The 12,562-nt window shown below is 70.5% G+C and carries 9 protein-coding genes; 3 read left to right on the top strand and 6 right to left on the bottom strand.

Annotation, left to right across the window (positions count from 1 at the left end):
- Positions 1-73: 73 nt before the first annotated feature.
- Entirely contained in the window at positions 74-283 is a 210-nt protein-coding gene (locus CRP55_RS00045; RefSeq protein WP_245922702.1) for a hypothetical protein, read from the bottom strand.
- A gap of 62 nt (positions 284-345) precedes the next feature.
- Here CRP55_RS00045 and CRP55_RS00040 point away from each other — a divergent pair, with 62 nt between their 5' ends.
- Positions 346-1,686 carry a serine/threonine-protein kinase gene (locus tag CRP55_RS00040; protein WP_218853970.1) on the top strand — a complete coding sequence of 447 codons (1,341 nt, stop codon included), beginning with the start codon at positions 346-348 and terminating at the stop codon, positions 1,684-1,686.
- Here the strand turns inward: CRP55_RS00040 and CRP55_RS51895 are convergent.
- The 3 genes from CRP55_RS51895 to CRP55_RS00025 all read right to left on the bottom strand — a co-directional run bounded on the left by CRP55_RS51895 (position 1,683) and on the right by CRP55_RS00025 (position 5,176).
- On the bottom strand, positions 1,683-2,393 hold the full coding sequence (locus tag CRP55_RS51895) for a hypothetical protein (RefSeq protein WP_143234337.1): 711 nt from the start codon (positions 2,391-2,393) through the stop codon (positions 1,683-1,685). The genes CRP55_RS00040 and CRP55_RS51895 overlap by 4 nt on opposite strands.
- Before the next feature lie 65 nt (positions 2,394-2,458).
- The gene (locus tag CRP55_RS00030; protein ID WP_218853967.1) at positions 2,459-3,052 is read right to left on the bottom strand and encodes a calcium-binding protein; all 594 of its coding nucleotides are present in this window, start codon (positions 3,050-3,052) and stop codon (positions 2,459-2,461) included.
- A 36-nt stretch (positions 3,053-3,088) separates the two neighbouring features.
- Positions 3,089-5,176, bottom strand: a complete 2,088-nt coding sequence (locus tag CRP55_RS00025) for an MMPL family transporter (RefSeq protein WP_097317387.1) — start codon at positions 5,174-5,176, stop codon at positions 3,089-3,091.
- Positions 5,177-5,328: 152 nt separating this feature from the next.
- On the opposite strand from CRP55_RS00025, the gene CRP55_RS00020 reads away from it, so the two are divergent.
- Positions 5,329-8,781, top strand: a complete 3,453-nt coding sequence (locus CRP55_RS00020) for a PQQ-dependent sugar dehydrogenase (protein WP_245922701.1) — start codon at positions 5,329-5,331, stop codon at positions 8,779-8,781.
- 135 nt (positions 8,782-8,916) lie between these two features.
- The gene (locus tag CRP55_RS00015) at positions 8,917-10,029 is read left to right on the top strand and encodes a WD40 repeat domain-containing protein (protein WP_245922700.1); all 1,113 of its coding nucleotides are present in this window, start codon (positions 8,917-8,919) and stop codon (positions 10,027-10,029) included.
- Between the two features lie 51 nt (positions 10,030-10,080).
- Here CRP55_RS00015 and CRP55_RS00010 read toward each other — a convergent pair whose 3' ends face one another.
- Entirely contained in the window at positions 10,081-11,514 is a 1,434-nt protein-coding gene (locus CRP55_RS00010; RefSeq protein WP_097317384.1) for an Ig-like domain-containing protein, read from the bottom strand.
- A 254-nt stretch (positions 11,515-11,768) separates the two neighbouring features.
- Positions 11,769-12,548 (bottom strand): ABC transporter permease, encoded by a 780-nt coding sequence (locus CRP55_RS00005; protein ID WP_097317383.1) that lies wholly within the window; start codon positions 12,546-12,548, stop codon positions 11,769-11,771.
- Positions 12,549-12,562 lie beyond the last annotated feature (14 nt).

Raw genomic sequence — 12,562 nt, 5'->3', positions numbered from 1 at the left:
GAACTTCTCCTAGGCAGGACAGCGCGACCTTCACCGTAGGCGCGCCTGTCGGGCCCCGGAGGGCGAATGGCGTTTATGGGTGCCGGAGCGCGAGCGTGGCGTGAACCTGGGCGAGTTGCGTGGTGGCGGTGAGCATCGCGAGGTCGGCGCCGGGCACGTACGGCTCCTCGGAATGATCGTCTTCGTTGATGTTTGTCTGGTAGTCGACCAGGCAGATCTGGTAGAGGCGCTCCGCTTCGGCGGCCAGTTCGGCGGCGCGGGCGGCATGCTCGTCGGCGGTCATGCCGATCATGGTGTCATCCCGGCCGGTCCCCTCGATCGGGGCCGAGCGTTGATAATGCGAGCGTGCGAGCTCCCACCATGGTCGGCCGGTACCGGATCGTCGAGCGGCTCGGATCCGGCGCCTTCGCCACCGTGTGGCTTGCCGAGGACGATGTCCTGGAATCGCGGGTGGCCATCAAGATCCTGGCCGAGAACTGGGCCCATCACCCCGATGTGCGGGCCCGCTTCGAGCAGGAGGCCCAGGTGCTGCGCCGCGCCGACTCGGAGCGGCTGGTCCGGGTGCACGACTTCGGTGAGCTGCCCGACGGCCGTCCCTATCAGGTCATGACGTACGCGGCCGGCGGCACCCTGGCCGACCGGCTCGAGCAGGGTCCCATGCCGGTGCGGACGGCCCTGCGCATCGCCGGCGACATCGCCGAGGCCGTCAGCGTCCTGCACGAGTCGGGTGTCCTGCACCGCGATCTGAAGCCGTCGAACGTTCTCTTCGACACGGTGCGCGGCTCGGAGCGGGTGCTGGTGGCCGATCTGGGCCTGGCCAAGGAGATCGCGCACGCCTCCGGTTTCACCGTCGTCGCCGGCACGCCCGGCTACATGGCTCCCGAGCAGCACCTTCCCGGCGGGGGTCTGGATGTACGGGCCGACGTGCACGCGATCGGGGCCATGACCTATCAGATGTTGACCGGCCGGCCCCCGCAGCCGGGCAAGGCGGCCACCGCCGCCCCGTCGAGGCTGCGGACCGGCGTCTCCCGCGACGTCGACCGGGTGGTGATGCGTGCGCTCGACGGCGACCGCGATCGCCGCTGGCCGTCGACCGCCGCCTTCGCCCAGGCCCTGCACGACGCGACGACCGCGGTTCCGAGCCGGGTCCTGCGGTTCCTGCGCCGCTCGGTCGGCAGCGTGGTCGCGCTGGGGATGATGGCCTATGTCGGCGGCGCGACCGTCGTGGACGGCACCCCGGCCGGCTGGGTCCGGGTCGCCGACGCCGGCGGCGCGTTGTCGGTCGCGGTTCCGGGTGAGTGGGCCCGGCAGTTGCGCGACGCCGGCTGGAACGTCGCGGCTCTGGGACTGCCGCCGGGCACCGAGCCGGGCCTCCAGGTCGGCGCCGACCTGGGCTCGGCGACGTCACCCGAGTTGTTCGCCGGGGTGAGCCGCTGGCTGGTGCCGGGTTCGCCGGCCACCGTTCCGGCGCATCCCGGGTGCACTCGGGGCGCCGATCGTGCGGTGGAGGTGGCCGGGCTGACGGGCCGGGTCCAGCGCTGGACGGCATGCCCGTCGGGGGCGGTCTCCTTCAGCGAGGTGCTGCTGACCCGGGCCGGCGGTCCGGGCGTCTACCTGCAGATCCGGCAGGGCGACGGCGGCGCCGACCAGACCGGCGACGTGCTGGAGACGCTGAGGATCAGTTAGCACTTCGGGTTGTCGTGTTCGAGGACCAGCGAGGCGACGGCGCCGTTCACGAAGGTGAACCGGTAATGGACGTTGCCGTATTTGTCGGCCTTCCCGGCATAGGCGAGCCCTTCGCCCCACGTGCTGCCCTTCTCGGCGGCCTGCCCGGAGAGGTCGGAGTAGGCCTCGTCCGCGGCGGCGAGCGAGCTGCCGATCTTGATGCCCTCCGGGGTGGCGATGTCGCCGTAGGCGGGGATGGAGACGACGCCGCGGGAGCTCCATCCCACAGTCGATTCGCCCGCGCCGTCCGCTTTCAGATACCAGCTGCCGCATCCGGCTTCGCCTTCGCCGGCCCAGACCAGGCCGGTGGCCTCGGCCTCCTTGACGGTCATCCCGATCTGCAGTTTGCCGAACCCGGTCGGCCCGAGCACACCGGCCGGCCCGATCACCCGGCTGACCTTCGGCGGCGGAGGGCTGGAGGTCTTCGGTGGCGAGCTGGACGTTCGGGGCTTGGCGGACGTCGTGGACGGGGTGGGCGACGAGGACGGCGGGGTGGAAGAGGAAGACGAGGACGATGGGGTGGAAACAGATGACGTGGTGACAGCGGACGGGCTCGGGGAGGCACCACCCATCGGGAAGGCCTCACCCGCCACCTGCTGCGGCTGCTTGGCGCATCCAGCCGCCAGAGTCACCCCCGCCACCACGAGAGTCAGGGTTACGCGTCGCATCTCAAGATCTCCGATTGGTGTGTACGGGGTGAGCCGGCCACCCAAAGATGACCGGCTCACGGACGTCAGGCGAGGTGGTTCTTGCCGGCTCCGCCGTACAGCTTGTCCTTGCCCGGCCCGCCGATCAGACGGTCGTTGCCGGCCCCGCCGTAGAGGATGTCGTTGCCGGCGTCGCCGGAGATCCGGTCGTTGCCACCGTTGCCGTAGACCTTGTCCGCGCCGGCGCCACCGAAGAGCGCGTCACCGGCCGGCCCGCCGGTGATGGTGTCGTTGCCGGTGCCCCCGTACGCGATCAGCGCCAGCCGGGTCTTGTTGTTGATGCTGTCGTTGCGGTCGAAGGTGGACACCTGGAGCTTCTCGGTGAGCTCGCCGACCCCACAGTGCACCTTGGTGCGATCGCCCTTGACGGCCTTGCATCCGCCACCGGCCTTGATCGGGTACTTGTCGTCGATGGTGATGTAGTACTTCGGCCCGTTGGTGATGACCACCCGGTTGGCCTTGCCGCTCCCAGCCTTGAAGACGATCACGTCGCCGTCGCCGTCCCCGTCGGCCATGGTGTAGGCGACCCCGGTGTTGAGCGTGCCGGCGTGGGCGGGCGCGGCGAAGGCGGCGGTCAGGGCGGCGCCGAGCAGAGCCGCGGCGAGGTGAATCTTGCGCACTGTGTTTCCCCGTTCTTGTGTCACTTGCTCCGACACTTAGTGCGATGCCACCTCGACCGGGTCAGTTCTCGCCTGAAGGTCACGAGTAGGTAACAGGCGCTCATGCAGGCGGCGCAGGGGCGCCGGAGCCCACCAGTTCCACTCGCCGAGCAGGGCCATCACGGCCGGCAGGAGCAGGCCGCGGACGACCGTGACGTCGAGCAGCAGGGCCACCGCCATCGCGAAGCCGATCTCCTTCACGGCGATCAGGTCGCCGAGCAGGAAGCCCAGGAAGACCACGCCGATGCAGAGCGCGGCCGCGGTCACCACCGGCCCGGACTTCGCGATCCCGGCCCGTACGTCACCCTCCTCTTTGATCCGGGCCAGCAGGAAAACCTCGTAGTCCATCGACAGGCCGAACACGAACACGAACAGCAGGACGGGTGTGGTGACGTCGATCGCGCCCCACGACTCGAAGCCCAGCACGGTGTCGCCGAGCCCCCACTGGAACACGACGACCAGCGCGCCCAGCGTCGCGAGCAGGGTGAGCGCGTTCATCGCCAGCGCCTTGAGCGGGATGACCACCGAGCCGGTCAGCACGAACAGCAGCACCGCCGTGGACAGCAGCACGATCAGCAGAGCGACCGGGAAGCGGGCGGCCACCGAGTCGCGGTAGTCGACCAGCTCCGCCGCCGCGCCGCCGACGAGCACCGGGAACGGCGGGTCCAGTTCCCGGATCGCCCGCACCACGTCGCGGGAGGGCTCACCGCCGCTGTCGCCCTCGGGGGTGACGTCGATGACGGCGGCCGAGGCGATGTCGGGGCGCGGCTGCACCCGCAGCACCCCGTCCAGGGTGTTGAGCCGGTCCATGAAGTCACGGACTTCAGCGCCGGCCGGGTCGGCGCCGACCACCACGACGACGGGGTCGGCCTGGCCACTGCTGAAGTCGCGCTGCACCACTTCCTGGAGCCGGCGCGCCTCGGCCGAGGCGGGCAGCGCGCGGGCGTCGGAGTTTTCGAGGTTGACCCCGAACACGAACGGCAGCGACAGCACCAGCAGCCCGGCCGTGACGGCGAGCGCGACCGGGCCCGGCCGGCTCTGCGCGAAGGCGGCAAGCCGGGGAAGCAAGGCCCGGCGCGACGGCCGTGGGGGTTTGATCCGGCGATGGGCCACCGCGATCAGCGCGGGTACCGCGGTCAGCCCGGCCACGGTGGCCAGCAGCACCGCCACCGCGCCGCCGAGCGCCATCGCGCCGAGCAGCGGTTCCGCGAAGACGGTCAGCCCGAGCATCGTCGCCGCGACCGCCAGCCCGGAGATCAGCACCGTGTGGCCGGCGGTCGCGGTGGTCCGGGCGATCAGCTCGGCGACCACCGCCCCGGAGTCGGCCGAACGCTCCTCGCGGAACCGGGCGATCACCAGCAGCGCATAGTCGACGGCGAGCCCGATGCCGAGCAGGGTGACCACGTTGACGGTGAACTGGCTGACCCCGGTCAGCGCGGTCATACCGAACAGCCCGAGCAGCGTCACCGACACCGTGGCCAGCGCGGCGGCCAGCGGAATCAGGCCGGCCACGAAGCCGCCGAGGATCAGCACCAGCAGGCCCAGCAGCACGACGATCGCCACCGACTCACCGAGGGCGGCATCCGCGACGGCCTGCTCCTCGAACGCGCGTTCCGCCAGATCTTCGCCGCTGACCAGCACCTCGGGGGCGTCGATACGGTGCAGCGCGGCGACCACCGCGTCCTCCACCTGTTCCTCGTGCCCTTTCTCGAGCTCGACCCGGATCAGGGAACTCCGGTTGTCGGCGCCGATCCGCCCGCCCGGAGCGCCGTACAGGTCCTCGACCTCGGCCACGCCGTCCATGCCGCGGATCTCACCGGTCACCGCCGTGACGGCGGCGACGAGCGCCGGGTCGTAGACGTCGCGCCCGCCGACGACCGCGACGATCATCGGTCCTTCGGGCTGCAACTGGCCGGCCCTGCGGTCGGCGAGCTGGGACTCGGCATCCGGGCGCAGGCTGTCGGCGGTCGTGAGCCGGTCGAAGACCTGGCCACCGAGGACCAGCCCGGCGACGACCAGGACGAGCCACGCGCCGAGAACCGGCCACCGCCGGCGGGCACACCAACGGCCGAGATCAGCCAACATCACCGGAATATGCAGGCATTGTCCATGGACGTGCATCGTTCGAACGGTCGGCAGGTCTGACCGGTCGGCGAGCCGTCGAGTCCGTCAGCCGACACCTGCGGGATTCCGCCCACCGTTAAGGTTCATCAATCTTTACGGGGGAGGGAGTGCCCGTGCTTCGGCGTGCGCTGAGTGGGTTCGTCGCGTTGGTCACTGTGATCACGATGTCGTCGTTCATCGGCTCACCGGCCGCGACCGCGGTCGCGCTGCCGAGCGGCTTCCAGGAACAGATCGTCTTCAGTGGACTCAGCTCGCCGGTCGACCTGGAGTTCGCGCCGGACGGGCGCATCCTGGTCGCCGAGAAGGGCGGCCGGATCAAGATCTTCGACGATCTCGCCGACACCACCCCGACGGTGTTCGCCGACCTGTCGGCCAACGTGCACAACCAGTGGGACCGCGGCCTGCTCGGCATGGCCCTGGCCCCCAACTTCCCCGCCGACCCGTACGTCTACGTGCTCTACACGTACGACGCGCCGCCCGGGCAGACCGCCCCGGTCTGGAACGACGTCTGCGCCAACGCGAACGACGGCCGCTGCGTGGTCACCGGCCGGCTCTCCCGGCTGCGGGCGAGCGGCGACACGATGACCGGCAGCGAACAGGTGCTGCTGCACGACTGGTGCCAGCAGTTCCCGAGCCACTCCATCGGCGACATCGCGTTCGGCGCCGACGGCATGCTCTACGTCGCCGCCGGTGACGGCGCCAGCTTCAGCGCGGTCGACTACGGCCAGTTCCCCTCGGGGGCGCCGACCAACCCGTGCGGCGACCCGGCCAACGAGGGCGGTGCGCTGCGGTCGCAGGACATCCGTACGTCCGGTGACCCGGCCCAGCTGGACGGCACGCTCCTGCGGCTCGACCCGGCCACCGGCGCCGCCGCGGCCGGCAACCCGAACATCGGCGCCGCCGACCCCAACGTCCGCCGGATCGTCGCCCACGGCCTGCGCAACCCCTACCGGGTCACCATGCGGCCGGGCACCAACGAGACCTGGATCTCCGACACCGGGTGGAACACCTGGGAGGAGGTCAACCGGGTGGTGAACCCGACCGCCGGCGTGACCAACTTCGGCTGGCCGTGCTGGGAGGGCAACGCCCGGCAGGCCGGGTACGACAGCGCCAACCTGCCGATCTGCGAGACGCTCTACACCGCGCCGGCGGGCACCCACACGGCGCCGTTCGTCGCCTGGAACCACTCCAGCAAGCTGGTCGCGGGCGAGGCCTGCCCGACCGGCAGCTCCTCGTCGACCGGTGTGGCGTTCTACCCGACCGCCGGCGGACCCTACCCGGCCGCGTACAACGGAGCGGTCTTCTTCGCCGACTACTCGCGCCGCTGCATCTGGGCGTCACTGCCGTCCGCGCCGGGCGGCCTGCCCAACCCGGCCAATGTGCAGACGTTCGTCTCCGACGCGGCCAGCCCGGTCGACCTCGAGGTCGGTCCCGGCGGCGAGCTCTACTACGCCGACCTGGGCGGCACCATCCGGCGCGTGCGCTACTTCCCGGGCAACCAGCCGCCGACCGCGGTCATCGACGCGTCGCCGACGCAGGGCCCGGCGCCGCTGACCGTGACGTTCAACGGCACCGGCTCCACCGACCCCGACCCGGCCGACGACGGCCGCCTGCGGTACGCCTGGGACTTCACCAACGACGGGACCACCGACGCGACCACGCCGACGGCGAGTTTCACGTACACCACGGCCGGCTCCTACACCGCGCGGCTGACCGTGACCGACACGCTGAACGCGACACACACCAGCACGATCGCCATCACGCCCGGCAACGAGGCGCCGACCGCGGTCATCGACACGCCGGACGTGGGCACCACCTGGAAGGTCGGCGACACCCTCGCCTTCACCGGTCACGCCACCGACCCGCAGCAGGGCACCCTGCCCGCGTCCCGCCTCAACTGGGACCTGGTCATGCACCACTGCTCCTCGCCCGAGAACTGCCACGAGCACGCGATCCGCAGCTGGACCGGCGTGGCGTCCGGATCGTTCGAGGCGCCCGACCACGAGTATCCGTCCTATCTGGAACTCAAGCTCGTGGCCACCGACCAGGAGGGCCTGACCCACACGGTGACGCGCCGGCTCGACCCGAAGACGGTCGACCTGACCTTCGCCACCGTGCCGTCCGGGCTCCAGCTCGCCGTCGGCTCGGGGTCAGGGACGACACCCTTCTCCCGTACGGTGATCCAGGGCTCCACAAACTCGGTGTCGGCACCGTCCCCGCAGGGTTCGTCGACGTTCACGTCGTGGTCCGACGGCGGGGCACAGACCCACGAGATCACCGCGCCCACCGCCGCGACGACGTACACCGCCACCTACGCGACCGCCCCGGCGACGCAGCGGATCGGCTACACCCAGCCCGGCGCCTCGGTGGATTCGGGCGCCACCAACTACATGAACGGCTCGCGGTTCGTCACCGGCTCCGGTCCGGCCGCGGTCACCTCCATGTCGGTGTACATGAGGAACGTGCAGGCGGCCCCGAACAACCAGTACCAGCTGGCCATCTACGCCGACGCCAACGGCTCGCCCGGCGCCCGGGTGGCCACCAGCACGACGGGCACGCTGACCGCCAACTCGTGGAACACCCGGCCGATCAGCGCGACGCTGGCCGCCAACACCGCGTACTGGCTGGTCTACAACACCAACGGCGACAACAACCTGAGCTACGACGCCGGCAGTGCCAACCAGGGCGCGTGGAGCGCCTCCACGCCGTTCGGCACCTGGCCGGCCACGTTCGGCAGCTCCAACCGGTGGAACGCCAAGTTCTCCATCTACGCGACCACCGGCGCCGACACCACCGCCCCGGCGGTGGCCGCCACCAGCCCGGCCGGCGGCGCCACCGGGGTGGCGCTGACCAGCCCGGTCACCGTGCGCTTCAACGAGGCCATGGCGGCGTCCACCATCACGGCGGCCAACCTGGAGCTGCGCGGCCCGGGCGGCACCCTGGTCAACCGGACCGTGGCCTATGACGCGGCCACCGAGACGGCGACGATCACGCCGTCGGCCGCGCTGGCCGCCTCGACCCAGTACACGGTGACCGTCCGGACCGGCGTCACCGACGTGGCGGGCAACGCGCTCGCGGCCAACCACCAGTTCTCGTTCACCACGCTCGATCCGAGCGCCCCACGGTTCGGCTTCGACCAGGTGGGCGGCTCACTGGACTCGGGCGACATGAATTACTTGAACGGCTCGCGGTTCGTCAACGGCGCCACCGCCCTGCCGATCAGCCAGGTCTCCGTCTACCTCAAGGCGGTGCAGGCCGCGCCGGCCAACCAGTTCCAGGTGGCGATCTACGCCGACGCCAACGGCTCCCCCGGCGCCCTGGTGGCGTCGAGCACCTCGGGCACGCTGACCGCCAACGCGTGGAACAGCCGCCCGGTCACCGCGACCCTGGCCCCGAACACCGCATACTGGCTGGTCTACAACACCAACGGTGACAACAACATGAGCTACACGACCGGTACCGCCAACCAGGGCGCCTGGAGCGCCTCCACCCCGTTCGGCAGCTGGCCGGCCACCTTCGGCAGCTCCAACCGCTGGACCGCCAAGTTCTCGATCTACGCCTCGTAGCATCCGGTCGGCTGAACCCGGCCGGATGAACTGCGGCAAACTGCCGTAAAAGGTGCCGTGATGCATCGTTACGGTGCCGGGGTGACTACTCAGAGAGATCGTAAAGACACGCGCCGCGCTGGAGGGGCCGTCGCTGTGGCCTTGATCGCGCTGCTCGCGGTCACCGCCACCCCCGCCCACGCCCACCCGCACCCCACGCGGGCGCCGGGTCAGGCGGACACCGCCGGCGCCCGGGCCCGCAGCGTCGTGCCCGGCGAGACCGGGCTGCTCGCCCTGCGCCCGGACGGGAAGGTGTTCGCCACCGTCAGCAACGGGACGGTGCGGCAGTGGAACACGTCGACCGGGCGCAAGGCCGGCGCGCCGCTCGCCGGCGACGTCGGTGCCGTCTACGCCCTGGCCTACAGCTCGGACGGCAAGCTGCTAGCGGTCACCGGCGACAGCCAGGTGTCGCTGTGGGACCCGGCCACCGGTGAGCGCACCGGGGCGCCGCTGACCGGGCACACCGGGCCCGTGCGCTCGGTGGCCTTCAGCTCCTCCGGCGACCTGATGGCCACGGCCGGCGACGACGGCGCGGTCCGGTTGTGGAATCCGGAGACCGGCCACCTGGTGCGCACCCTGACCGGGCACACCGGCGCGGTCCGCACGGTCACCTTCAGCGCCGACGGCGAGCGCCTCGCGGCCGCCGGATCGGGCGCCGACAACACCGTGCGGCTGTGGGAGACCGCGACCGGCGAGCCGATCGGCGCGGCCCTGACCGTGAACCCCGGTCCGGTGTACGCGGTCAGCTTCAGCCCCAACGGCAAGCTGCTGGCCGCCTCGGGTGGTGGCAACCTCGTACGGCTGTGGAACTCCGCCACCGGCAAACCCGCCGGTGAGCCGCTCACCAGCAGTTCGGCCCCCGTCCTGGCGCTCACCTTCAAGCGCGGCGGAAAGCTGCTGGCCACCTCGTCCGGCGGCGACAACACCGTGCAGCTCTGGAACGTGGCGACCCGCGAGGCCGCCACCGAACCCCTGACCGGGCACACCGGCCCGGTGCGGGCCATGCGCTTCAGCCCGAAGGGAAACCTGCTGGTCACCGGCGGCGACGACGGAACCGTACGGCTGTGGAACTCGGCCACCGGCGAGGCCCAGGGCGAGCCGCTCACCGGTCACGTCGGTGCGGTCTGGGCCGTGCGGGTCAGCCCGAACGGCAAGCGCCTGCTCAGCGCCGGCGCCGACAACAAGGTCCGGTTGTGGCGCGTGCCCTGACCTGATCTGAACTGAACGCCAGGGGGCCCGGCAGGAACGGGCCCCCTTTCGCTATTTGTGCCAGGTGCGCGTGGTGGTGGCCGCCACGTTGCCCGCCCGGTCGTACGCCCGAATCTGGACGCGCAGCGTCTTGCCGTACTTCTTGGTGTTGACGGCGAAGTTGTAGGCGGCCTTGACCGTGCGGGCGACCACCTTGCCGTTGACCAGCAGTTCGAGCCGGCCGACACCGTTGCGGTCGGCCGCCGTCGCCTTGATCCGCACGGTGCCCTTGACCCGCGCGCCACTCTTCGGGCCGCTGGTGATCTTCAGGCTGGGCCGGGTGTTGTCGACGACGACGTACCGGACGAACCTCGTCTCGTTGTAGAGGTTGTCGTGCACGATCCAGGTCAGCGCCTTGCGCCCGTCGGCACCGGCCGGAACGGCGACGGTCCGGGCCGCGTTCGCCATATAGCCGTTGACCTGCGCGTCCAGGATGCCGGCGGGGTCGGTCGCGCGAACCGTGCTGGTGATCCGCGAGCCACGGACCAGCGCACCGGCGGCCGGTGTGACCGAACTGATCGCCGGCCCGGTCCCGTCGACGATCAGGCTGAAGCTCTTGCGGGCCTCGTTGCCGGCGACGTCACGGGCCAGCACGTCGAAAGCGGCCGTCCGGGACCGGGTACCGAAGTCGTACGTGAGCAGGCCACCGTTCGTACTGCCGTAGCTGTAGTCGCTCTTGTGCCCGTCCCAGGTGCCGGCGCGAATGCCGTCAACCCGGAGTTCGTAGTAGTTCACGGCACCCGGGAAGGCGACACGGACCTGGCTCAGGCCCCGCACGCGCCCGACGGGGCGGCCGAAGAAGTCGAGAGTGCCGATCGACGGCGGCACGTTGTCGACGGAGTAGCCCGAGTAGTCCCGGCGGTTGCCGACGCGGTCGGTCACCCGAACCGTCACGTACGACGGACCGCCGACAGTGTCGTAGGTGATCGTCCACGGCGCCGAGGAGACCGAGGCGACCGTCACCCCGTTGCCGATCAGGGCGATCTCGGTAACGTCGTCGGACATGGCCTTCGGCGTCACCGTGATGACACCACTCACCGACGGCAGCATGCCGGCCGTCGGCGTGAACGAGGCGGTGGGCCGCTCGGTGTCCACGACGACCCGCGTGCTCGCCTCGGCCCATTCACCCGCGGCGGCGTAGGCGCGCACGGTCACCGTCGCCTCGGTACCGGTCGGCACACCGGTGAGCGAGACCCGAAGGTCGGCCGACGGGTCAGTGGTCGTGAACGCGAGCGTGCCGTCCCGGTACACCTCGACCTTGACGATCTCGGCGCCCTCGGTCCACGCCGCGTGGAATCGCGACATCGGGCCGATGATCTGACCGTCGGTCAGGCCGGTGGAGGTCACCGCCAACGGGCCGGCGACATCGGCGAAGGCCGGCGTCCCACCCGCGGCGATCAAGGTGGCGACGATCGCGGCGATCGCGGCCGAACGAGCCTTACCCATCGATGTACCCCCGCCTTTTCCGATCTTGCGGGCGCACTATAGCGGACTCTCAACGACGCGACGGTACCGTTCTACTTTCCGTCGACTCTGGGCGAGCTGGCCGCCCGGCCGGTCCGAGCGGACGATCCCACGCATCGTCGGCGTCGCGGGGCTCAGCCAACGACCTGAACTACGGCGACCCGTGCCGGCGCGTCAGCTGACATAGGACGACGTGAAAGGCGGGCCGGTGTCAACCGGCCCGCCTTTCCTCCATCTCAGGAGCGATTGAAGCGGGACGTCGACCAGGAGTAGCCGAGGAGCGTCAGGCCCACGCACCAGGCGACGGCGAGCCAGCCGTTGTGGCCGATGCCGGTGCCCAGTAGCAGGCCGCGCAGGGTTTCGATGGCCGGGGTGAACGGCTGGTATTCGGCGATCGGCTGGAACCAGCCGGGCATCGAGTCGACCGGGACGAACGCGCTGGACAACAGGGGCAGCAGGATCAACGGCATCGCGTTGTTGCTGGCCGCCTCCGCGTTCGGGCTGACCAAACCCATCCCGACCGCGATCCAGGTCAGGGCCAGAGCGAACAGCACGAGCAGCCCGAACGCGGCCAGCCACTCCATCACCGTGGCGTCGGTGGAGCGGAAACCGATGGCCACCGCCACCGCCCCGACCAGGATGACGCTGGCCACCGACTGCAGCACACTGCCGATGACATGCCCGACCAGCACCGACCCGCGATGAATGGCCATCGTGCGGAAGCGGGCGATGATCCCCTCGGTCATGTCGTTGGACACCGACACCGCCGTGCCGATCACCGTGCTGCCGATCGTCATCAACAGCAACCCCGGCACCAGATAGGCGATATATCTGGCCCGGTCCGGTTCACCGCCGGTTATCCCGGCACTGAGCGCGTCGCCGAAAATATAGACGAACAACAGCAGCAGCATGATCGGTGTGAGCAGCAGGTTCAACGTCAACGACGGATACCGGCGCGCGTGCAGCAGGTTACGGCGCAGCATGGTCGACGAGTCACGAACGGCGAAAGTAGTCATCGGGAAACCTCCAC

Source organism: Paractinoplanes atraurantiacus, from assembly GCF_900215205.1.
In the GTDB taxonomy this organism is placed as follows: domain Bacteria; phylum Actinomycetota; class Actinomycetes; order Mycobacteriales; family Micromonosporaceae; genus Actinoplanes; species Actinoplanes atraurantiacus.
Note: the sequence above shows the minus strand (reverse complement) of the source record. Positions and strands in the feature narration are given on the sequence as shown.